The following is a 22,479-nucleotide window of genomic DNA, read 5'->3' as shown; positions in this document are numbered from 1 at the left end:
TAATTCACCCTCTGCCAAAATAGTAATTTTGTGAAATCCCCTCAAACTAAATATGAAAAAATTATAAGAATCTTTTAGTGCCTTTACTCCCACTTCATCCGCTCTCTCCAGGCAAAAGCTAGCTTAGGCAATTGTTGATAGCTATTGATTCCAGCTTTTACCCCTTGAGTTTTTAGGAACACATCATTGGTCTTTCTGCTCAATTCGAGCGAATAAGCCTTAAATGCTTCACTTGCTTTCTGTAAGGAAATGAGATCGTTTCGTACTCCTCTATCCAAGGTTTTCACCCATTCCTTATAATCTTCCGGTGCCATTCTATAATAGTCACGGATTTGATAGGTTAACAACCGCAATTGGCCTGAATAGCGCAAAAGTGGATCATCACTATTGGTGCAGATCACCCAGGCAATAAAATTTGCTTCACCCTCGTCCGTAACTCCATAACTGTGCGCCATTTCATGTGCCACCGTGAACGGTTGCTCAAGTGCATGCAAAGTAGGATCGATGTAGCTTTCCCCTGTAAAAGGGAAATAAATACCGAGAATACCCATTTTCCGCATAAATCCGGGAGGTGGAAAAAGCTTTGTCCTTGGTCTTCCAGTGAAATTCAACCCCAACATATCGAGATTGTCGGCGATATTTTCCCGCACAAGCTTTTCCAGTTCAGGGTAAGGTAAAATTTCTTCAATTGCAACTGTGTCCTGAGTAATGAAATTCCGGTATTGCTGCACCAAGCGTTGAGTAATCAACACTTCGTTTTTCAGCTCCTCCAAATTCATAGCACGCGGACTAAGTGCTAACTGTTGCACTATTGGAGTCCGCTGATAATTGAATCCCCATAGAAAAAGAAAAAAGAAGACTAAGGCTCCAAGCCCATTTGCAAGTGCTCGGAAAGTGTAAAACAATTTCCACTTCCATCCTTTGCGCTTGATAAGTCTAAAAATGTATACTCCTAAGACTAAAAGCACGGAAACTATAAACAAATAAACGCTGGGAAAAGGCAATCTTCCCAGCGTTATATCAATTATATTCCGGATTCCCGGAAAGAAAATTCTAGAGTAAATATTATCGGTTGCGTCAGGGTTTTGAGCTGCTAAATAGCGTATTCCCAAAGCAATAACTCCAAGAATCGCCCAAGACCAATCTCTCTTACCCATAAGAAAACAGCTTAAACTCCCTCTGCTACCACTTCCTTCACTTCAGGAAGCATTCTGGTAAGTAGGTTTTGAATTCCGGCTTTCAACGTCACAGTACTAGAAGGACAGCCAGAGCAAGAGCCTTGCAATTGGACTTTCACTACTCCCTCATGGAATGAATGAAATACAATCGCTCCTCCATCCTGCTCCACAGCTGGCCGAATATATTCGTCCAAAATTCCTTTGATTTTTTTCACCACTTCAGAATCATTCTCATCGAAAAGTGGATCCTTTTCAAAAGCAACAGGAACCGGTGCTTTACCTGCTTCCAAATATTGCTTAATATGATCACGAACGATACCCTGAATCTCAGCCCACTCTACACTTTCAGACTTAGTGACAGTCACAAAATTAGAAGCTATAAAAACTCGCTCCACAGCTGCAAAATTAAATAGTTCTTGAGCCAGCGGACTGATTTTGGCACTTTCTGCATCAGGGAAATCAAAGCTTACTCCCTCGTCCACCAACATAAAGTTGGCAACAAATTTCAGGGAATTGGGATTTGGATTGGCCTCCATGTAGAGGTGAACTGGTCTTGCTTGTGCTTGTAGCATGATAATCTTGATGTTTGTTTAGAAAACCGATTTGCCGGCATTAAGTTCCAGCAAATCAGATTTTCCCTACAAATGTATTATTTATATGGCTCTCCAGTAGCTGCATACCAAATCCCGCCATAAATGTGCTTCAAGAAAGTCGGATCTTCCCAAGCAGATTCCACATGGCCTAGCGCAGTGTAGAATACTCTTCCACCGTCATATTCATGGTACCAAGCCATTGGATGGTTATCACCATTTCCTTTGGCCACTTTGTAGGTGCTTTCATCCGCTTTGATCAAGACCTTGATATCTGGATTGATTTCTCTGAATTCATACAATTCATCTGTCCACAACCAGTTTTTCGGCAAATGCCAAGTCGATGGATGCGTCTGATCCACTACTTCAAGTCTTACGGTTTGCTGAGCCGGATGAGAAAGGAAATAAGCTCCAATCATCTTGTTATACCAAGGCCATTCATATTCGGTATCAGTGGCCGAATGAATCCCTACAACCCCTTTTCCACTTTGTACAAATCGCTGAAAAGCAGCTTTCTGCTCGTCATTGAAGATGGTACCAGTGGTGGTAGTCAAAATAACCACATCATATTTTGCGAGTTTCTCATCTGTAAATTCTCCCGCATCTTCAGTCGTGTACACATTGAAAACATCGGTCTTTCCCATTTTCTTCAATGCGACCACAGCATCAGATATAGATTGATGGCGAAAGCCGGCAGTTTTACTAAACACCAGCGCTCTAAATTGCTGGGCAGGAGCAACCCATATTACACTGAAAATAAGCCCAAGGGCTAAAATTGTACGTTTTAAGTTCATAGGATTTGATTTATTGGGTTGTTGTTAACTATTAAAAACTGAATATTTAAATATTGATAATTACTCATATCAATTGATAATTTCAAACTTTTCTCCAGCTTCATTTCTGCTGAATGCATTGAAATGCCACCATTCCGATCCAATTCCAGTGAAGCCGCTTGTCACCATAACATTCCGCAAAATCTCTCGATTGGCAATATGAACCTCCGTAAGTTTCCCTTCAGAGAGCATTTGTCCTTCACGATCCGGATATGCTGGATAGCCAAAATAATCATAGCTGGTCCCCATATCCAATGTGGAATCAGCTTTCATATCAAATATGGTCAAATCCACAGCAACACCGAAATTATGCAAGCTTCCTTTTTTAGGGTCCGCGACATATAGCGGCTTTAAGCTGTCAGGCTTGTCTAGATTATCCCATAGAATCTGCTGAACACTTAATGGCCGAACGCCATCATAGACCAAAAGGGTATAATCGGGGTATTCACTTTGTAGCATTTCCTGAGCTTTTTTTAAGCGCTCAGCCACTTCTGGCTGAAGAAAAGCTTTGGTCAAGTCTCCGTAAACATCCTTCTTAAAGAAATTATCAGTTGTCGAATATTTCAACTCAACTTTAATATCAGGGATTTCTTCCTTCACATCCACCAAACCTTGGGCAATCAATTTCTCTTCCAATTCAGACTTTTTTGCTTCCAACTCAATGTCCTTTACAGGGTCCAATACTTCCCGCTGCTGCTCGGAGAAAACTTCCTGATCGCTCTTCTGAGTAGTCCCGCAGGCAGCCAATAGTAATAATAATGGAAAATAGAATTTGCTCACGGTCAGGAATCTCGTTTTACTATTGTGGCCGAAGCCTGTGCAGTTGGTAAAACCACCACATCTGCAATTGTCACATGCGGAGGTCTAGTTACCGCAAATTCCACGATATCCGCAATATCCTGAGCGACCAGTGGCTCGATTCCATGATAAACAGTCTCTGCCCGACTTTCATCACCCTTAAATCTTACCAAGGAAAACTCAGTTTCTACCAAACCCGGGTGAATCGCTACCACGCGAATCCCAAATGGATTCAAGTCTAACCTCATCCCTTTAGTGATTGCATCTACGGCATGCTTGCTTCCGCAATAGACACTGCCATTGGGATAAACTTCCTTACCCGCAATAGATCCTATATTGATAATCATTCCTGATTTCCGCTCTGTCATTCCGGGAATAATGGCTCTGGACACATACAAAAGTCCTTTCACATTGATATCCATCATCGCGTCCCAATCGTCTAGATTGGCAGTATGAACTGGGTCGATTCCATGGGCATTTCCGGCATTATTGATCAGCACATCGATGGATTTCCATCGCCCGGGTAGATTGTCGATAATTTCCAGCACTTTTCCTCTATCACGTACATCGAATACTAAAGGCAAAAAATCAACCCCCTTGGGAAGTTCTGACTTGAGATCCTCCAGACGATTTCCACGTCTTCCTGTAGCGATAATGTCAAATCCTATTTTGGCAAGTGTAATCGCAGCAGCTCTTCCGATTCCGGAAGTTGCCCCAGTGATTAAGGCAATTTTATTATTCATGCTGAAAGATAAACAGAAATAGAGTTAGGCTAAAATCAAAAAGTTTGGATTATTCCAAGCACCCATTTCTATAGGCTATAACGTCAGTAGTGTATTTTACTGAAAATTCAGATATAGTGTAATACTCTTTCTTTTAATTGAGGAAATTGCATCTTGAAGATCCGAACGCGTATTTTCTGCTTGATAAGCATTCATCAGACCGTGGGAAAAACGAATCTCAGGGGCAAACTTGAAATATTTGAAATAAATCTCGAATCCCATTCCAGCTTCTAGTGAGACATCCCTTCCTGTCATCACAATCTCGTCCACGTTCGCCTCATCCTGACCTTTGGTACGAAACTGATAGCTTGCACCTCCGAGAAAGTACATGCGTGTATTGTTAAATCTTAGTGAACGGTATTTGAAAAGCAAAGGCAATTCTACCATTGTCGCTTCGGAACTGTATTCGATAACTTTCCCAAGATCCTCAGAGCTTACAATCACATCACCTCCTATCAATTCTACATCTACTTGATTATCAAAATAGCTCACCTCTGTCTTATACTCATAGAAGCCCACTTTTGGAGTAAAAAGCAACTGCACCTGATCGTGGAATCTCAGAATGCCAATAAATCCTAGCGAAAAGCCAGGGGAAAACTTCGTCTGAATACTCCTAACACTTGAAAATGGATTGGTACTATTTGCCGTTTGGCTCAGAAACTCATCCGTATATTTCAGCCGCAGCGTGCTGTTATGAGACGCAAGGAAAAACCCATAGGAAAGTGTACGATCATCAGAACCAGCCGTAGATGAGAGTCCAAACATACCCTGGCCAAACGCCGGAATGGCCGCAACGAAAAACACTAAACTAAGTAGTACTACTTTGTGCCTACGTAGATTGAGCTTATTCCAAATGTGAGTGGTTTGCATAGGTTGCTAGTGAATCCGACATTATTCATAATTCTCAGGAAATCCATTCCATCCGGAAAGGCCTGTACTGACTCAGGAAGATAGGTATAGGCAGAATTGTCTTTGGATACAATTTTGCCGATTTGAGGAAGAATAGCCTTGGAATAAAAGGCATAAGCCTGCTTCATAGGAGCTTTTCTCGGTTTGCTAAATTCCAATATCACCACTTTACCTCCTGGCTTCAGTACCCGATACATATCGGCTAATCCTTTCTCCAAGTTTTCAAAGTTCCTGACTCCAAAAGAAACGATGACCGCATCAAACTTATTATCTTCGAAAAGCAAGCCTTCGGAATCACCAAGCTGAAGCTCGATTTTATCCTCCAGACCTTTTTTCTTTATTTTTTTGCGCCCCTCTTCCAGCATCCCCTCCGAAATATCAACTCCGATGATTTTATCAGGATTCAAGGAAAGTGCTTCAATCGCAAAATCTCCCGTACCCGTAGCAATATCCAGAATCAATTTTGGTTTATCCTCTTTCAGATATTTAATTGCTTTTCTGCGCCAAGTGATATCAATCCCCATGCTGAGAACATGATTGAGCAAATCATATTTGCCAGAGATGTTATTAAACATCTCAGCAACCTGATCTTTTTTGGAATCTTGCTTGTCTTTGTAAGGTACTACGGCCATCGGAATTCTGTCTTTGAGGGAGCAATAATAGCGAAGAAACACGAGGAATGGAAAAATGTTCCGATTCGTCTTGCCTTACCTCGTTCCGGATAATGTCGTACTTTTGCACACAAATACTAGCAGATGATCCAGAAAGCCACCTTTGTAATCAGTAATTCTAATCCCGGAAATTGTCCTAAACCAGACCGTGCTGAAATTGCTTTTATCGGCAGATCAAATGTAGGTAAAAGCTCTTTGATCAATATGCTTGTCAACCAGAAAGGATTGGCAAAGACATCTCAAAAACCAGGTAAAACCCAGTTGATCAACCACTTCTTGATCAATGACAAATGGTATCTAGTCGATCTGCCAGGCTATGGCTTCGCCAAAGTAAATCTGAAAGTAAAGCAAGGCTGGGAAAGTATGATTACTACTTACCTTACAAAACGGGAGAATCTCTGCGGTGTCTTCGTTCTGATAGACAGCAGATTGGAACCTCAGCAGATTGACTTGGAGTTTTTGCTTTGGTGCGGAACTCAGGACGTCCCTACAGCTTTGGTATTCACTAAGGCAGATAAACAGTCCAAGTCTAAAACTGATCAAAACATCAAGAAGTTTTTAAATAAGACGAGAGAAATATTTGAAGAAGAACCAGACTACTTCGTCACTAGTGCAGAAACTAGTACTGGAAAAGTGGAACTGACGAAGTTTATAGAAGAACTATTTACAGAATATGAAGCTAGGTGAATCATTTAATTGATAATCCTATATTTGCAGCCTCGAAAAAATAAACCAAATGAATTTTAAAGATCTTGCCACCGTTGCCGGTAAACCCGGTTTGTTCAAAGTTTTGAAGCCTTCACGCACAGGTGTGATCCTGGAGAGCATGGACGCTAAGAAGACTAAACTCGTTGCCGGCATGTCCCAGCGTGTATCTATTTTGAGTGATATCTCTATCTATACCTTGACAGAAGAGGGCGCTGAGCCGCTGGAATCCGTGATGCAAAAGATTGAAGCAGAATTCCAAGGTGACTTGGGCCTGGACGCCAATCCTGATGACGCTGAGCTTAGAGCATTCATGAAGCATGTTCTTCCTGAAGTGGATGAAGCGAGAGTATACACCTCTGACATCAAGAAGCTGATCACTTGGTACAACTTACTTCGTGCACAAGCTCCTGAAGTGTTACAGAAAACTGAAGAGGAAAAACCTGAAGAAAGTAAGTCTGAAGATAAATCGGACAACTAATAACCTAGCCCTAATTCACATTGGGGCTTTTTTAATACCAAGTATGAGTGAATCCTTGTCCTATGATATTTTATTCTTGCTCCGCAAAGACTTTGAACTTCCAGAAGTCAGCTCAGAATTTGATGAAGTAAAAGCCATAGCCATGCTTTCCAAAGTCATCGCATTTATGCTGGACCGGGAGTTTGAGCGATTGCTTCAGATTTGCTATCGAATTGATTTGGGGGAAGAAAAGCTCAAAAAAATTCTCCACGAATCCGAACCAGATCAAGTAGCACTGGATTTGGCAAAAGCACTATGGGAAAGACAAAAACTAAAAGTAGAGCTCAGAAAGAAGTATTCAGCAAATGAATAGTACTGATAGGCTATATTTTAGAAAAGTATAAATCTAATTTTTACTATTTTAGATTTTCTTTTCTAAACTATTTTTCCCTATGAAAACTTTTCACAAACTCTCTTTTCTAGTAACACTCGTCAGCCTCATCACTTTAGGATCATGTAGCGAAGACGATGATAAGGATCCTCCAAAGTCAGATGCCGAACTAATCGGATCAGGTGTTGCGTGGAAATTCAGCACAGTCACTGCCAGTGGTATCAGCATAGCATCATTGATTGATGCCTGCTATCTTGACAACCTGATTACATTTAACTATGAGACTAACATCAAAAGCGGCGTTGCAGATTCTGGTGCTACCAAATGTGATGACTCCGAGCCACAGACAGAAGATTTCACGTGGGATTACAATGATTCGACCAAGATTTTGTCTGTTGATAGTGACGCTATTGATATTCCTGGGGCGACGGGCGACTTAAAAGTAGTCAGCGTCACAACCAGCCAATTAGTACTATCTCAAAATATTGTGTTGCCAGGCTTTGGCACACAAGAAGTGACACTTACTTTAGTTCATTGATTAACAAAATAAATCATTCTATAAAAAGGAAATAGACTTAGCCTTTGTCGGTACTTGGTTTATTTCCTTTTTTTGTTTCAAACCCAAAACTAACATTATGGCAAACCAAATCTGGATCATGACTTCTGCTTTTGACCAACTCAACTTGGACCAAACTGTAGAGAAAGCATTAGAAATCGGCGTTCAAGGACTTGATCTGTGCGTTTTCAGAAGGGATGGTACACGCGATGATTTTGTGGCCACACATCTGGACTATGAGAATTTTGGACCTGAAGAAGCAAAAAAACTGATCGAAAAATTCAACGGCGCAAAGCTTAGACTTTCCATAGGAGCTTTTGATAATCTCATCGGCGGCGACCCGGCTGAGCGAATCAAGAATCAAAATCATCTTTTGAAACTGATCCGAATGGCCTACTTGCTTGGAGGAGATGAAAACGATGTAAAAGTAGGGACATTCGTGGGTTACAATCACGAGCTCGGAAATCATGAAGGTGGCTTTGAGAAAAATCTACTGGAATACCAGAAGATATTCGGACCAATAATCCGCTATGCAAATAGTCTTGGAGTAACTGTACTTTATGAAAACTGTCCAATGGAAGGCTGGAGAAGTTCAGGTCACTTTGGTACATTCAATAATCTTCCTGGGGTTTTGGCTTCACGGAAAATTATGTATGAACTCATCCCCGAATTTAATCATGGTGAAATCTACGATCCTTCGCATGACGTATGGCAGCATACTGATCCCGTAGAAGTGATCAAAAACACCGATATGAATCGTCTAAAGAGAATTCACGTCAAATCCACGCGAAACAATCCGGATCCCTTCTGGGGTAATATGTATCCCATGCAGGAAGTCAAGACTGAATGGGCAGAAAAAACAGGTATTCCCTTCAGCACCAACCCATGGGACAGACATCACTACGAGGCTACTTTACCAGGATTTGGATTAGGCGACTCGATGGATTGGCGGGCATTTGTGAATATTCTAAAAGAGAAAAAATTCACCGGTCCTTTTGAAATCGAAAATGAAGCTGTACTATCCAAACAAACTGGAAACTTGGGAGCAATCGTGCAAGGCTGCAAAGCTGCTGTTCAAAACCTTTCTCCTCTTCTTTATGAATTGGGTGAAGAAGGATGGATATATCCGGAGTCAGAATACAAATCACTTTTGGAAGTCAATCGTGAGGATGTGCCGCTGATGACAATGGATAAAATCTAAAATCAAAAGTTTTCAAAATTGAAAGCGAAAGTTTTCTGTAAACATCCTAAAACAGTTAAATAGTTTACGTTAATAACGTAAACTATTTTCTTTTACAGAAATAAACTTTTACACTTTTGTAAAATAAACTGTATCTTTGAGGCAATAATAATCTCATCTGATGATACTTAAAGAAGAAATAGCGTCGGCAGTAGCAGGGCAAAAAAAGTTAGTACTCAAGGAAAGTTCTGTTACCAAGAGAGAAGCTGCCAAGAATTTAAAACCTTCTAGCACACATATAGAGGTAATCACCGGGATACGCCGTTGCGGGAAAAGCACGCTAATGCGGCAAATCATCTCAGAAACCCCGACAGATTTTTCCTACCTCAACTTTGAGGATCCACGGATATTTGGTTTTGAAATAGGTGACTTCCCAAAACTAGATGAGGTGCTTGGAGAGGAAAGCTCAACCTATTTCTTTGATGAAATACAAAACGTGCAGGGCTGGGAGGTCTACATAAGACAACTTCATGATCGGGGGGAGAAAGTCTATGTCACCGGCTCGAATGCATCATTACTCAGCCGAGAACTTGGGACAAGACTTACAGGCCGTTATTTAGCCCATGAGATATTTCCCTTTTCTTATCAGGAATTTTTGGAATATAATGCAAAACCAGATGAACAGGCAAGTTTCGAAGAGTATTTGAACTCCGGCGGATTTCCGGAATATCTACGTGACAAAAACCCTGAGGTATTACAAAACCTACTGAAGGACATCGTCTTCAGAGACATCGCCATACGCTACAGCATAAAAAACACCAAGACACTGATGGACATCACGCTTTTCCTGATATCCAACGTGGGAAAAGAGATGAGCTTCAATAGCCTTAAAAAAACTTTTGAGGTAGGCTCGGCTACTACTGTCTCCGACTATTTGTCTTGGCTAGAAGATGCCTATTTACTCTTTTTCCTCCCAAGATTCAGTTGGTCTGCTAAAAGTATCTCCAAGAATCCTAAGAAAGTTTATTGTATAGACACCGGATTTGCCAAGGCAAATTCCTTGAGCTTTAGCAAAGATCAGGGAAGATTGCTTGAAAATCTCGTGTATATCTTGCTCAGGAAAACAAGATTGAAAACCTATTATTTCAGGGAGAATAAGGAGTGCGATTTTGTGGTTTTTGAAGGTGACTCTTGTAAATGGCTTATACAGGTCACAGAAAGAATCCATCTCGATAATCAAAAGCGCGAAGTGGATGGACTCACCGAAGCTATGGATTTTTTTGCAAAAACTGAAGGCTTTATCCTCACGCTTGATCAAAGGGACACACTTTCTTCAGAGGGAAAAACCTTCCAGATACTTCCTGTCAAACTGTTTCTTGCCGAGTTCTTAAACAAACTTTAGGCTACTCACAAACTCGCTTCGTATCCGGTATCTACCTTTAAGTCAAATCCTTCTGCCGCTTGCACAGCTAGCACGTCGCATCTTTCATTTTCGATATTTCCTGCATGTCCTTTTACCCAGATAAACTTAGGTTTGTATTTCAAGTGTAGCGGAATGTAACGAAGCCACAGATCAGGGTTTTTCTTGTCCTTAAAACCCTTTTTCTGCCAACCCCATATCCAGCCTTTTCCCACAGAATCAACTACATATTTGCTGTCTGAGTAAATCTGCACCGGAAACTCATCCGTGGTAAGTGCCTGAAGCGCACGGATCACTGCCAAAAGCTCCATGCGATTGTTGGTAGTCAGGCGAAAGCCCTCAGAAAGTTCTTTTCGATGTTTATTGAATTTCAGCACAGCACCATAGCCTCCCGGACCGGGATTGCCTTTGGCCGCGCCATCAGTGTAAATGGAAATCATGGGGTAAAGTAAATGAAAATACGTAAAAGATGTGGCTTAAATGCCCGACTCCATGCTCAAAGGAAAGGCATTTGTCTTGAAAATCTTCACGGCAATGGAAAGCAAAATAATCCCAAAAATCCTTCTTAGAACATCCAAACCTGTCTTTCCTATTTTTCGCTCCAGCCAGCCTGTACTTTTCAGCACGATGTAAACCAAGATCAGATTCAGGAGAATTCCTATCGCAATGTTAATCTGCGCAAACTCAGCTTTCAGTGTCAGAATAGTGGTCAAAGTTCCTGCACCTGCGATAAGTGGAAAAGCAATTGGTACAATGGAAGCGCTGTCTTTGGCGTCAGGATCAGATTTGAAAAGTTCGATGCCAAGTATCATTTCTGCTCCTATCGCAAAAATGATCAGCGCACCCGCAATCGCAAAATCCTCCACTCCTATTCCGAATAGACTCAAAATAGATTTGCCAGCAAAAAGAAACAATATCATCAATACACCTGCTGCCAAGGTGGCTTTCTCGGATTGTATATGCCCCACTTTCTGCCGCAGGTTAACAACAATAGGGATAGAACCGAGGATATCAATCACTGAAAAAAGAATCAGAGAAACAGATAATATTTCTTTCAAATCAAACATTCCGCGAAAGTAGTTATTTAACCATTGAGGTTTTCAAAACCTCGATGGTTTTTAAATTACGGAATAGTGAAGAAAAAAGTCTTTGGGAAATCTTTTGCGAACTCCGCTTGCGATAAAAACAATAAAAAGATCCAAACTTGCCGTGGCAGGTCAGGATTGAATTAAATTAATTTATCAAATCCCCCTAGCCCCCGTTGACTACTTTCCGTTTCCACAATGAAAATCGAGTTCAAGGGGGATTTGACGCACAATTAATCTAGAACAAATAACTTGAGTCGGTATACATAATTAAACTGCGCTCTCTGTGAAAACCTCAGCGTTCTCTGTGGTTCCCAAGAAATTAATATCTTCCCAAAAACGCAACCAACTTATCCATTTCCGCATTCGTGATCGCAGGGAAATTGGCGATTCGGAAACTGGTAGGCTTATGAGGACCATAGCCAGATCCTAACTGCATTCCTTCTTTTTCAGCGTCTTTCTTCACAGAGGCTATCAAATCCTCAGTACCCGTGACTGCCAATACAGTTGTGCTTCTAGTTTCTGCATTATCTACTAGCATCCGAAGCGACTTAGATTGAGCTACGGCATTTTCCAACTTTTGCATACGCTCACGAAGATTTGCATCGATGTGCTGGATTTCCTGTAAGTCTTTTAAAACCCGGTTGAGCAAATAGATCCCAAATACATTCGGCGTGTAATGCGTCTGATAACCGGCAGAATTTTCCAACATAAAACTCAAGCTGTTGTATCTGCCCTTTTCTCCTTTACTCTCGCATTTTTCAATGGCTTTAGGAGAAAGAATCAAAATGCCCAAACCTGCTGGAAGACCGAAACATTTTTGCACAGATGCGTACCAAATATCTGCCAAGTTAAAATCCAATTCAATCCCGGCCATAGAAGAAGTTGTATCCACAGCGATCATTTTTTCAGGGTATTTTTCCTTGATCGCATCAATCACCGACATCGGAACTTGAGTGGCATTGGCAGTTTCATTTTGCGTCAGCGCAATCACATCGAAATCCTCTGAAATCTCTAATCCTGCCACATCGATAGCTATATTCGCTTCGATTTTCATCCCATCAGTAGCTGGATTGATATGCTTCGCAAAGCCTATCCACTTTTTCCCAAAAGAACCTGAATAAATATGAAAACTCGCCTGCTGCACGATGGATTGGGTGATGATCTCCCAATTTTCGGTAGCACTGGATGTGAAAAGTAACTTGTAATCATCCGGCATGTGAAGCTTTTCACGCATCAATTGCTCAGTTTCCTGATACAAATGCATGAAGGCATTGCTGCGGTGATTTGCACTCAGAATACCTTCGTTGTAGGCATCTTGCAAATAAGTAGGAAGGGCATCATATACTTTGGATGGCCCTGGTGCAAAAGTAAGCATAGTAGGTAGTGGTTATTGAAAATAGAGAATTCCTAGCGCGTAGCCTTTGAGGCCAAGGCCGGAGATCATTCCGACACAGGATTTGGAAATAATGCTTTTATGGCGGAATTCTTCCCGCTTATAGATGTTCGAAATATGTATTTCTAAGACAGGAGTTGTCACCCCCGCGATGGCATCAGAGATTGCTACCGAAGTATGAGTATAGCCACCTGCATTCAGAAGAATGGCATCAAAAGTAAAACCAACTTCTTGAATCTTATTGATCAGCTCTCCCTCCACATTACTTTGGTAATAATGAAGATCAACATCCTGAAAAGCTTTTTTCAAGCCCTCAAAATATTCTTCGAAAGAAGTGCTTCCATAAACTTCAGGCTCTCTTTTCCCAAGAAGATTAAGATTTGGCCCGTTAATGATCAGGATTTTCAAAACAAAATTCGGTTTGATGGTTATTAGCTCAAAGTTAAAAGGATTTTCAGGTTTTGAAGTTGGAAAGCTCTAAAGTTGTAATTTTACTAACAAGCGAAAAATAAGGCATGAACATAACTATTGATGAAAAGCTAGTAGCTGAAATCTTAAAAAGAACTGATTTAAAAACTGTTCAGCAAGTTGTGGATGAAGCCTTGAAATCTTATCTGAGAAAAATCAAACTGGCTGAACTGGCCAACCTAAGAGGCAAAATCACATGGGAAGGAAATCTAGACGAAATGCGGGAATGTTAATTTTCCAATCACTCAATTTTTCAATTTTATAACCTTCCTATGCACAAAGTCTGGCAAAACCACATCAAACAATTCCGCCATTACCTCAAACTTGAGCGATCTCTTAGCGGGAATTCTATTGAAGCTTATACCAGAGATGTGGAAAAACTCGCGAAATACAGTGAATCAAATTTTCCTGATCAAAGCCCTTTGACGCTGGAACTGGAACATCTGAGAAGGTTTGTAAACGAGCTAGCCAAGCTGGAAATATCGGAATACACCCACGCCAGAATTATATCAGGAATCAAAGCTTTTTACAAATACCTGATGTATGAGGACAGAATCACCGAAGACCCTGCTCAGCTTCTGGAAGCTCCGAAACTTGGCCGAAAACTTCCCGACACGCTAAGCTATCAGGAAATTGTACAGCTTTTGGAGGCAATACCACTTGGAGAACCGGAAGGCCACCGCAACCGTGCGATGCTGGAAATGCTTTACAGTTCAGGACTGCGGGTGTCTGAACTCACAGAATTGAAAAAAGGTCAGGTGTTCGAAGATGTTGGGTTTCTGAGAGTGACGGGCAAGGGAAATAAAGAACGTCTGGTCCCCATCGGAAAGGATGCCTTGAAATATCTGAACATCTATAAAGACAAAGTTCGGGTGCATCAAACTATCGTCAAAGGCCATGAAGAATATGTTTTTCTAAACCGGAGAGGGAAGAAACTTTCCCGGGTAATGATCTTTCTGATTATCAAAAAGACCGCTGAGCAAGCTGGAATCGAAAAAAACATTTCCCCCCACACGTTCCGACATTCATTTGCCACACATCTCATCGAAGGTGGAGCGGATCTTCGTGCAGTGCAGGAAATGCTTGGCCATGAAAGCATCACGACCACGGAAATCTATACACATCTAGATCGGGATTATCTGAGGCAAGTGCTGACGGATTTTCATCCGAGGAAATAATTTTGAGTATAAAGTATCAAGAAGAAAGTATCAAGATTTTTTTTGCAAGTACGGCTGAATTATAATTCAGAATTTGATTAATTACGTAGTTTTCATTCTTATAAACTGGCTATATTGCGGTCTACCTAATTGCAACCACAATGAAAAAAGTAACTCTGGTAGGTTTGGTATTACTAGTTTCCTATTCCATTTCTATTGCCCAAAGCTATAATTTATCTAATCCAGATGAGCTTGAAGAATGTATACAAATTCATAAAAAAACGACCCTAGGCTTACCCGTCGGTTCTGAGTTCCCTAAGTTTGATTACTTAGATATAGAAGGAAAAAAAACTGAATACAAAGACTTAAAAGAAAAATTAATTATCCTCAATACCTGGTTTGTAGGATGTACAGGCTGTAAGCAAGAAGAAGAGAATCTTCAAAAGCTTACGGAGGAATTCAAGGATCGGGATGATATTGAATTCTTAAGTTTTGCAATGTCATCGCCTCAAAAGATTGAACGGTACTTTTCGAAAAGAGGAGATTTTGGATACAAAACCGCCAGCGTAGACAGAAAATGGGTTGATGAAAACTTCAAAATTGAACTATCCCCTACACACTATATAATCAAAGATGGAATTTTGGTGGAATTAATCTCAATGCCTTTTGTGTCTCCTCAACTATTAGAATGGTACAGGAACAGAATTTTGGGATTTTTGGCTGAATCTTAACTCAGCTTAGCAATCGTCCACCAACCAGATCAAATCCCTGGATTTTAACATATCTCCACCCCGTTTCAACTATTCTGATAAATTCATACCATGATTAATCTCTTATACAAACTTTTTCCAAGACTGAACAGCTTAACCAAGCGACAGAAATTAATGTTTCGCCTATTGCTTCTCAGCATGAGTATGGCATTTTTCGGGGCTTATTTTAAAATCAGCGATAATCCAAACGCTGATTTAATTCTTGGCTCATCTATGATTCTTCAGGTAGTATCTATTGCTGGATTGCTGAGCAAATGGGCTAGTTATAGAACTCGAAGTGAGGTCGAGGTTTAAGGCAAAACACTGAACAATAATTTTTGAAATTCGATTAAAAACATTTTGAAAAAGGGAATTCTATTGCTGTTTATTCTAACAGCCTTTACTGCATGTACTTCCACAAAAGTTTATACGCGGATCAAGTGCCATGTATGTCTTGGTAAAACTGATGGTGTATTGCTTTTGCCACTACCTTGGGATGCTGGTTTTAGCAAACTATCCCCTGGTGAACAAAACAGTCTCGAGACCCAGATTTTATCCATTCTTCGGGATCAGGGATTTACAAAAGTAGAGTTGTATGACCGATTGGAATATGAGCTATTTTCCGCAGGAATCAAGGACCTGAATGACCCGACCCAGCGTGTGAAAGTTAATCCCAGCTTGGACTATCCCTATTTTTTGGGCATTACTCTGGGTGAAACGAGAGATTCTGATGGCTGGGATTATAGAACGGAGCAGGAAGTTTACGACATGAATCCACCTGCTCCAGATCTAGAAATCTCGGCAACATTGCGAGTTGCACTGATAGAGACCAGTACGGGCAATATCGTTTCAGACAATGCCATTGTGACAGAGATCAACAGCTGGGGTACACCTGATAAGGATGGTGGAGAAAACTATTGGAATTTTGGATCTGTGAGTCAAGCCATCCGCAAAGCTACCAGCAAGGGTGTTGAGTTTATGGTGAAGGATTGTGGATGCTAATAAACCTAGAAACCCTTACACAACACACTTAATTGCCGGCAAAAATATATCCACACCCATTTTCCTGAGCTCTGCCTAGCGCCCAAACTCCAGATGGCACAATCTGAATACCTGGCAATACCCCATTTTTCCATTCTTCATAAACTGTCGTCGCATCTTCACCGATTTGCTGAGCCTTCGCACCACCATAAACGCTCAATGCTAAATCACAGACACAAAACATCGCTCCTCTTGCCTGAAGTTCTTTAATTCCTTGAATTATTGGAACGGGAAAATCACCTTCCTGAGGCTCATAATAGGGATTTCTCAAGGAAGGCTTTTGGGTTTTATTGTCCATTACCCCAAAAAACTCTCCTAAATTATATTTCTCCCAAAGCTCACTCTTCAATGCAAACGGTATGGCTGAATGCCTTAAGACAGACATAGCTGTAATATCAGAATCTTCCGATCCTGTCTGGTTATTAGATAAATAAAAAGCCCAATTCCAAATAATTGCAAATCCGTCGTGAGGTGTAGATCCGTCATACACTACCCTGTGAGAGCCTTTTATCTTCTTAAACCATTCATCCGCTTCGTGGATAAACTTTGTACTATTACCATTAATTTCCTCCGCGAAAACAGCGGTGCCTACGCTAGACATGCTAGCAGTTGCAGCGAGAGTTCCGAGGAACTTTCTTCTTGAGTTTACATTTATGTTTTCCATAATTGTATGCGTTTAGGTTAAAGTTTGAATTGTTTGGTTTTTCGGTCTAATATTTTGATTTACACGGAAAAAATTATCTGAATCGTATTTTTCCTTTATCTCAGAAAGTTTTTCATAATTTTTCCCATAAGACGCTTTTATTCGGTCTAACCCCTCTTCCATCATAAAATTCACATAGCCTCCCTCCTCTGAATGTGGATGTACTGCATCCCAATATTCTTTTGCCCAATTCGTGATTTCTTCTTTTTTGATTGGGTTTTGATCTACTCCGACTATTACCTGAGACCAATTTGCCCCTCTATATCCCCAAGCAGTATCATCACTTGATTTTTGGTGACAGGCTCCATTTACGGGATAGAGATGCATGGTACATTGAGATGTAGGCATCTGATGAGCATATTTAATGTTCTCTGCTATTGATTTCTCAGTTAGATTTTTAACAAAATTCGCTTTCCAGTACCACTGAAGACCCTTGGGATACAAAGCATCAAACATACTTTGAAGGGATACAAAAGGCATTGGGCCTACATAGTCCAATGCCGGAGTCTTAAAGTCCCTAAAATATTTTAATGCTTTTTCGGAGCCTGGCCCGTCGCCAACATTACACCAAACTAAACCACACATTTTTTTCAAATGAAGGTGCTCGGGGAATAAAGAAACAGGCGGTACCGTCAAAAAAGCAAAATAGCAGTAAATCTCATTGGGAGCGGAAAGGATAAAATCCTGATAAAAAGGCATGATTTCCTCTGCATCTTCCAAGTGCCATAGTATTGGACCTGCCTGAATATTGCTTACATCTTGGAGACGAAATAAAAATGAAGTCACAACTCCAAAATTGCCTCCCCCTCCCCTAATTGCCCAAAATAAATCAGGCAAACTATCCTCACTTGTTTTCACTAAAGAGCCATCTGCCAGAACTACATCTGCTTCAATCAGATTATCAATAGAAAGCCCATAAGCTCTGGATAAATGGCCTAATCCTCCCCCTAGCGTTAGTCCTGAAATACCTGTGGTAGAAAATATCCCAGCAGGCACTGCCTTACCAAAAGCGGAAGTAGCATGATCCAAATCTCTAAGCAAACATCCTCCTTCTGCGCGAACCGTATTGGTATTGGGATCCACACGAATTCCATTCATCTTCGACAAATCAATTACCAATCCATCGTCAACTATACCTAGCCCTCCGCCATTATGCCCTCCTGCTCTGATTGCTGTGATAATCCCTTCTCGTTTTGCAAATTTGACGCAGCTTATTACATCAGCTACATCCTCGCAGTACACAATAGCTGCAGGATAGCGGTCAATCATTGCATTGTATACCTGACGTGAATCATTATATTTCTCATCATCTGGCACAATGAGTTCCCCTCTTAACGAACTAATGAACTCTTCAATACTCTTTATTGAAATAGTTCGGTTTGGAAATGAAACAGTTTTCATATCTCTCCTTGTTTATGGTTAAAAATTTATCGCGCTGGTTCCCAGCTAACTACTGTTCAAAGCTAGAACATCAAAAAAAATAGGGCAACCTTATACTATTCAAAAAGTATCAATATCTGTTCATTCCTATTTTGGATAGGATCAATGCAAAGAAGGAAGGCACCCGAATTTCTCAGTGTAGCACTTGGTGAAATAAGAAGGGTTAGAATAGCCGACTTCCATCGCAACTTGTGTAACATTGCCAGTTTTTTGTTGTAGTAAAGTCCTTGCTTTTTCAAGTCTGATATCTCTTAAAAAATATACCGGAGACCTACCGGTAATTGCTGTGATCTTTCGGTAAAACTGAGGTCTGCTGATTCCTATGGATTCGCATAGATTAGTTATACCTAAATTCAAATCTGACAAACGACTTTCTGTAATATTGAATATATCTGAAAGAAGTCTTTCTTCAGCTGGCACCACCACCCTGTTTTGCCATGAAGGTATATAGGTATCAATTTTAGCAAGTTTTGCAATCAATGCAGAAACCAATAGCTGATTATCAAGAGCAGCATTACACAATCGAGAAGAAAGCTTAAGAACTTTATCAAAGAAATCTCCATGCTCTGTTACAGGTTGGCCGGCACTTAGTCCCATTTTATAAATAATCTTTGGCTTCATTTCGGAATTAGCACACAATTCTTTCTGAATACTATTGGCACAGTTATATGCATCTTTGGCATCATTGAATATAGCTATCAAACTATCATCATCGCCCCATTCTATCCCTCGTCCTCCGAAATCCCTGAACTTCTCCATTACAATATTCTTTGCCCAAATCGGTAGTAATAGACTTCTCACATCATTTGAATCTCTTGCTGAAGTCAAAGCTCTAATAGACACCACTAAAATACTTCGATAAGCTATATCTACTTCCCCCGTAGTAAAAGTAGCCACTCCGCCTTGAGACTGTACTGTATTTCCCATAGCGAGCTTATAAAATCCCTGTTGAATTTCTGTAATTGAACAAGCTGTAACTCCATGGGCGAGCCGGTGTACTAACTCACAGGTTTCTTTATCTGGCCCCTCTATCAGACAAAAGACTGATCCAGCTTCTTCATTTACCCAGAATTGATGGTATTTCACTCCATATTCATCTTGTATTTTCAAGTCCGCAATATGAGCTGTCTTCACTTCTTCTATAGTGACATTGTCAAACTGATGATAATCCATGAAAAGAGGCATAGCTTTAAAAATTACGGTCCAATGAGATTAATATACATAATTTTATTTTACAGATCATCTAAATATATGATTTTCAATACACTATAAGATTAATGAAAACTATAGGAATTTCGTAGCGGGGAGCAAGTTATCCGAACCACCACAGCAATTGGGGTAGCAACTATAGAAAAGAATTGTAGATGCTCGGTTAGAAATAACAGATTCACCTCTACAGATAACCATTTCGTAGTAGTTCAACTCAGTGATTCAGCAGACTTAAACCAGATGAACTTTCAACTAGTTATATATGCCAAAGTCATGAGACAATAAATCTTCTTATCTTCAATCCAATGAAATCGAGCCTGTCTACAGGCAGGCATGACTCAAGCATCACACAGAGGGATGAATATATCCCAGCATCCACCGTATCAGCACATTTGCTTATTTTTAGGGCACGTTGGGCTGTCGCCGTAGCGGGCCAGGCAGCTGTCCCGATAGTTATCAGGATGTGGGCGAAAGCTTTGCTGCGACTTGGCTTTTTGCCTGCCTGTCCGGTAGGCAGGGTTCTTTTGGGCCAAGCCAAAAGAACATAGAAATTGAGCATGACTCAAGCGTCACAAAAAGGGATAATTATTAACCCCCGTAAACTCACTCAACTATTTCTCTAAAAGGGCTAAAAAAAATTAACTTATAATCACATGAAACAGACATTTATTTTACTTTTTTTTCTAGTGGTTAGCTTACTTCCAAATGAATCAGATCAAAAGCATAAGTCTTTCCGTGAGGACTTCTCTAAATCCAAGTTGAAGAATTTTCGATATGGTTCAACAGGCGCCAATGTCGATTTTAAACATAAAATAGGGATTCCATCTCCTTCTGAACGGAAAACCAAAATACTGTCCTTCAAACTGAATCCGGATGAAATAGCTGGCCCAGGCAAGGGACCAGAGATTATCACCAAGCATTTCACCCATTTCGGGACTTACTCCACTAGGCTTAAAGTGCCTGATGCAACAAAAAAGCAGCCTAACGTAGGTGCTGTGGTCGGCTATTTCACTTACCATGAAGACGATCAAGAAGGCCTTAGCGAAATCGACTTCGAATGGCTGCTGGCTGACCCAAGAATCATCTACGTGGGCACTTGGACGGGTGAACATGGCAAGCTGCAACGCATAGGAAGAATTATCAATTTGACAGAGGGAAAAATCATCGAGACGATCTCAAAAGTGGGATTCGACGGTACACCAACCCCTTTAACTGGATCACAAAATATTCCAGAAAGCATTCCAGCTATTGAAAATTACGATGCTTCGTCACAGTTTCACACCTATGGATTTGATTGGGAAAGTGACAGATTACGCTGGTGGATGCTACATCCTGAGACAGCCGACACACTCGTTCTATGGGATTATCAAGGTTCGCAACTCGGGATTCCCCAGCATGCATCCAAGTATAGAATGAATTTTTGGCATACAAAAGACTGGGCAGTGGAAGGAAATCCAAATTCACTTGAAAAACCGGAATTCCCCTTCGAGTTGGAAGTGGACTGGATGGGTTATCAGAAAAATTAAGGTAGATATTGAGGCTTTTTGAATAGTTGTTTCAGAAAAAAAAATTTTAAGGTTTTACAAGACACCTTGTTAAATCTTGCAAACATCTGTACCTCAGCATTTCATAAAGAAAATTATTTTAGTTAACTTTTAGTTCAAACTAATCTAAAGCCTAATGAAAAAATTGCTTTTACTCGGATTCCTGCCTGTAATTTTATTTTCAAATCAGCTTATTGCCCAATCAAAAACAGAACTTATTACTGTAGATGGAATGCAGATACGGGCTAGAACATCGGGCTTGGAGGATAGAAAGGCTCATCAGCCTATCGTAATTCTGGAAGCCGGAAGTGGGCAAAGTTTAGAATCATGGAACGCTGCATTTGATCAAATCGCTGAGTTTTCTCCTGTGTTATCCTACGATAGAGTAGGTCTCGGGGAGTCTTCTGATTCTGACCAAAATCCTACCTTAGAGTCGCAGATCAAGGGACTGGAGGCACTGTTAGAAAAAATGGAAATCCAGCCTCCTTATATTTTAGCGGGAAACAATTGGGGAAATATACTCATCCGACAGTTTGCAGAGAATCATCCAAATAAAGTGGAAGGTATGATCTACGTTGATCCTGTAATAGACACTGAAAATGCGACGCAGCTAAGTGAATACTTAAGTGAGAAAGGCTTAGATGGAAAAAAATTAGCCGCTGAATACATGGATTACTTAGCCCAACAAATGACTGGTAGTTCTGTTGGCAATAACCTGGAAGCACAACTGTTTTTGGATATTCTAAATGAAGATAAGCTAATCTGGTCGTCTCAAGCTGTTCCGGAAGTGGCCTCGGTAGTGATTTTAGGAAGAAGGAATGATATATCTCCAATGATGAATATGCTATCAATGAATTCCAGAGAATTCAACAAATTACTCATAGCCAGTAAGGTGGATTTCTTCAGTGTGTATGCCCTTGATCACCCAGAATATTCCGTGCATTTATCTGCTGGATCAATGAATTTCCTGCTTATGCAGGAACCTACACAAGTTGCGCAAGCTGTCCGCCAGGTGCTTTATGATGACCCTAAGAAGAAAATCGTGAAGGCTGCACATATACTTAACCCTGAAGAATTTGACAGGTTTGTTTCTGACTTACATACCAAGACCGTTGCAGGGAGAATGTATTTATAATCAACTGATTAACAGTATATTATATTAATTTTTCTGTGTTATTCTGACTGCTTCTTTGTATTTTAGGGTATGAAAAACG

Annotated in this window: 28 protein-coding genes; 14 read left to right on the top strand and 14 right to left on the bottom strand. The window is 40.6% G+C overall.

Annotation, left to right across the window (positions count from 1 at the left end):
• Positions 1 to 83 precede the first annotated feature (83 nt).
• The 7 genes from SYJ56_RS15165 to ubiE form a co-directional block, all read right to left on the bottom strand.
• Positions 84 to 1,157 (bottom strand): DUF3810 domain-containing protein, encoded by a 1,074-nt coding sequence (locus SYJ56_RS15165; protein ID WP_323835500.1) that lies wholly within the window; start codon positions 1,155 to 1,157, stop codon positions 84 to 86.
• Positions 1,158 to 1,168: 11 nt separating this feature from the next.
• Complete coding sequence (locus SYJ56_RS15160) at positions 1,169 to 1,750, bottom strand: NifU family protein (RefSeq protein ID WP_283414722.1); 582 nt, start codon at positions 1,748 to 1,750, stop codon at positions 1,169 to 1,171.
• Positions 1,751 to 1,827: 77 nt separating this feature from the next.
• Positions 1,828 to 2,562, bottom strand: a complete 735-nt coding sequence (locus tag SYJ56_RS15155) for a ThuA domain-containing protein (protein ID WP_323835498.1) — start codon at positions 2,560 to 2,562, stop codon at positions 1,828 to 1,830.
• Between the two features lie 69 nt (positions 2,563 to 2,631).
• Positions 2,632 to 3,381 (bottom strand): M15 family metallopeptidase, encoded by a 750-nt coding sequence (locus SYJ56_RS15150; protein ID WP_416377804.1) that lies wholly within the window; start codon positions 3,379 to 3,381, stop codon positions 2,632 to 2,634.
• 2 nt (positions 3,382 to 3,383) lie between these two features.
• Positions 3,384 to 4,142 (bottom strand): SDR family NAD(P)-dependent oxidoreductase, encoded by a 759-nt coding sequence (locus SYJ56_RS15145; protein WP_323835496.1) that lies wholly within the window; start codon positions 4,140 to 4,142, stop codon positions 3,384 to 3,386.
• A gap of 96 nt (positions 4,143 to 4,238) precedes the next feature.
• Entirely contained in the window at positions 4,239 to 5,051 is an 813-nt protein-coding gene (porT, locus tag SYJ56_RS15140) for a type IX secretion/gliding motility protein PorT/SprT (RefSeq protein ID WP_323835495.1), read from the bottom strand.
• Positions 5,000 to 5,722: a bifunctional demethylmenaquinone methyltransferase/2-methoxy-6-polyprenyl-1,4-benzoquinol methylase UbiE gene (gene ubiE, locus SYJ56_RS15135; RefSeq protein WP_323835494.1), complete on the bottom strand. Its 723-nt coding sequence runs from the start codon at positions 5,720 to 5,722 to the stop codon at positions 5,000 to 5,002. The genes porT and ubiE overlap by 52 nt, the downstream gene beginning before the upstream one ends.
• Before the next feature lie 123 nt (positions 5,723 to 5,845).
• Between ubiE and yihA the strand changes: the two genes are divergently transcribed.
• The 6 genes from yihA to SYJ56_RS15105 all read left to right on the top strand — a co-directional run bounded on the left by yihA (position 5,846) and on the right by SYJ56_RS15105 (position 10,455).
• Positions 5,846 to 6,448 (top strand): ribosome biogenesis GTP-binding protein YihA/YsxC, encoded by a 603-nt coding sequence (yihA, locus tag SYJ56_RS15130; protein WP_323835493.1) that lies wholly within the window; start codon positions 5,846 to 5,848, stop codon positions 6,446 to 6,448.
• 49 nt (positions 6,449 to 6,497) lie between these two features.
• Complete coding sequence (locus tag SYJ56_RS15125; RefSeq protein WP_323835492.1) at positions 6,498 to 6,947, top strand: DUF5606 family protein; 450 nt, start codon at positions 6,498 to 6,500, stop codon at positions 6,945 to 6,947.
• Between the two features lie 43 nt (positions 6,948 to 6,990).
• A complete protein-coding gene (locus SYJ56_RS15120) occupies positions 6,991 to 7,299 on the top strand; it encodes a hypothetical protein (protein ID WP_323835491.1) in 309 nt (102 codons plus the stop codon).
• A gap of 79 nt (positions 7,300 to 7,378) precedes the next feature.
• The gene (locus SYJ56_RS15115; protein WP_323835490.1) at positions 7,379 to 7,855 is read left to right on the top strand and encodes a lipocalin family protein; all 477 of its coding nucleotides are present in this window, start codon (positions 7,379 to 7,381) and stop codon (positions 7,853 to 7,855) included.
• Between the two features lie 97 nt (positions 7,856 to 7,952).
• Positions 7,953 to 9,074 (top strand): sugar phosphate isomerase/epimerase family protein, encoded by a 1,122-nt coding sequence (locus SYJ56_RS15110; RefSeq protein WP_323835489.1) that lies wholly within the window; start codon positions 7,953 to 7,955, stop codon positions 9,072 to 9,074.
• A 160-nt stretch (positions 9,075 to 9,234) separates the two neighbouring features.
• Positions 9,235 to 10,455, top strand: a complete 1,221-nt coding sequence (locus SYJ56_RS15105; protein WP_323835488.1) for an ATP-binding protein — start codon at positions 9,235 to 9,237, stop codon at positions 10,453 to 10,455.
• A 5-nt stretch (positions 10,456 to 10,460) separates the two neighbouring features.
• Here the strand turns inward: SYJ56_RS15105 and rnhA are convergent, their stop codons facing one another.
• From rnhA to aroQ, 4 genes are all read right to left on the bottom strand, one after another.
• Positions 10,461 to 10,913: a ribonuclease HI gene (gene rnhA / locus SYJ56_RS15100; RefSeq protein WP_323835487.1), complete on the bottom strand. Its 453-nt coding sequence runs from the start codon at positions 10,911 to 10,913 to the stop codon at positions 10,461 to 10,463.
• 36 nt (positions 10,914 to 10,949) lie between these two features.
• Complete coding sequence (locus SYJ56_RS15095) at positions 10,950 to 11,540, bottom strand: MarC family protein (RefSeq protein ID WP_323835486.1); 591 nt, start codon at positions 11,538 to 11,540, stop codon at positions 10,950 to 10,952.
• Between the two features lie 340 nt (positions 11,541 to 11,880).
• Entirely contained in the window at positions 11,881 to 12,936 is a 1,056-nt protein-coding gene (locus tag SYJ56_RS15090) for an aminotransferase class V-fold PLP-dependent enzyme (RefSeq protein WP_323835485.1), read from the bottom strand.
• Between the two features lie 12 nt (positions 12,937 to 12,948).
• On the bottom strand, positions 12,949 to 13,362 hold the full coding sequence (gene aroQ / locus SYJ56_RS15085; protein WP_323835483.1) for a type II 3-dehydroquinate dehydratase: 414 nt from the start codon (positions 13,360 to 13,362) through the stop codon (positions 12,949 to 12,951).
• 107 nt (positions 13,363 to 13,469) lie between these two features.
• On the opposite strand from aroQ, the gene SYJ56_RS15080 reads away from it, so the two are divergent.
• The 5 genes from SYJ56_RS15080 to SYJ56_RS15060 all read left to right on the top strand — a co-directional run bounded on the left by SYJ56_RS15080 (position 13,470) and on the right by SYJ56_RS15060 (position 16,330).
• Positions 13,470 to 13,655: a type II toxin-antitoxin system VapB family antitoxin gene (locus SYJ56_RS15080; protein WP_323835481.1), complete on the top strand. Its 186-nt coding sequence runs from the start codon at positions 13,470 to 13,472 to the stop codon at positions 13,653 to 13,655.
• Between the two features lie 39 nt (positions 13,656 to 13,694).
• The gene (xerD, locus tag SYJ56_RS15075; RefSeq protein ID WP_323835479.1) at positions 13,695 to 14,600 is read left to right on the top strand and encodes a site-specific tyrosine recombinase XerD; all 906 of its coding nucleotides are present in this window, start codon (positions 13,695 to 13,697) and stop codon (positions 14,598 to 14,600) included.
• Positions 14,601 to 14,740: 140 nt separating this feature from the next.
• Complete coding sequence (locus tag SYJ56_RS15070) at positions 14,741 to 15,310, top strand: TlpA family protein disulfide reductase (RefSeq protein ID WP_323835477.1); 570 nt, start codon at positions 14,741 to 14,743, stop codon at positions 15,308 to 15,310.
• Positions 15,311 to 15,400: 90 nt separating this feature from the next.
• On the top strand, positions 15,401 to 15,643 hold the full coding sequence (locus tag SYJ56_RS15065) for a hypothetical protein (protein WP_323835475.1): 243 nt from the start codon (positions 15,401 to 15,403) through the stop codon (positions 15,641 to 15,643).
• Between the two features lie 45 nt (positions 15,644 to 15,688).
• Positions 15,689 to 16,330, top strand: a complete 642-nt coding sequence (locus tag SYJ56_RS15060) for a hypothetical protein (RefSeq protein WP_323835473.1) — start codon at positions 15,689 to 15,691, stop codon at positions 16,328 to 16,330.
• A 28-nt stretch (positions 16,331 to 16,358) separates the two neighbouring features.
• Here SYJ56_RS15060 and SYJ56_RS15055 read toward each other — a convergent pair whose 3' ends face one another.
• The 3 genes from SYJ56_RS15055 to SYJ56_RS15045 form a co-directional block, all read right to left on the bottom strand.
• Entirely contained in the window at positions 16,359 to 17,033 is a 675-nt protein-coding gene (locus SYJ56_RS15055) for a Tat (twin-arginine translocation) pathway signal sequence containing protein (RefSeq protein ID WP_323835471.1), read from the bottom strand.
• A 12-nt stretch (positions 17,034 to 17,045) separates the two neighbouring features.
• The gene (locus SYJ56_RS15050) at positions 17,046 to 18,473 is read right to left on the bottom strand and encodes an FAD-binding oxidoreductase (RefSeq protein WP_323835469.1); all 1,428 of its coding nucleotides are present in this window, start codon (positions 18,471 to 18,473) and stop codon (positions 17,046 to 17,048) included.
• Positions 18,474 to 18,614: 141 nt separating this feature from the next.
• Complete coding sequence (locus SYJ56_RS15045) at positions 18,615 to 19,697, bottom strand: nickel-binding protein (protein WP_323835468.1); 1,083 nt, start codon at positions 19,695 to 19,697, stop codon at positions 18,615 to 18,617.
• 329 nt (positions 19,698 to 20,026) lie between these two features.
• Here SYJ56_RS15045 and SYJ56_RS15040 point away from each other — a divergent pair, with 329 nt between their 5' ends.
• The 3 genes from SYJ56_RS15040 to SYJ56_RS15030 all read left to right on the top strand — a co-directional run bounded on the left by SYJ56_RS15040 (position 20,027) and on the right by SYJ56_RS15030 (position 22,400).
• Positions 20,027 to 20,269: a hypothetical protein gene (locus SYJ56_RS15040; RefSeq protein WP_323835466.1), complete on the top strand. Its 243-nt coding sequence runs from the start codon at positions 20,027 to 20,029 to the stop codon at positions 20,267 to 20,269.
• 105 nt (positions 20,270 to 20,374) lie between these two features.
• A complete protein-coding gene (locus tag SYJ56_RS15035) occupies positions 20,375 to 21,247 on the top strand; it encodes a glycoside hydrolase family 16 protein (RefSeq protein WP_323835465.1) in 873 nt (290 codons plus the stop codon).
• 154 nt (positions 21,248 to 21,401) lie between these two features.
• Entirely contained in the window at positions 21,402 to 22,400 is a 999-nt protein-coding gene (locus tag SYJ56_RS15030; RefSeq protein WP_323835463.1) for an alpha/beta fold hydrolase, read from the top strand.
• Positions 22,401 to 22,479 lie beyond the last annotated feature (79 nt).

Origin of the sequence: Algoriphagus aurantiacus (genome assembly GCF_035156405.1) — a bacterium.
GTDB classification, from domain to species: domain Bacteria; phylum Bacteroidota; class Bacteroidia; order Cytophagales; family Cyclobacteriaceae; genus Algoriphagus; species Algoriphagus aurantiacus.
Note: the sequence above shows the minus strand (reverse complement) of the source record. Positions and strands in the feature narration are given on the sequence as shown.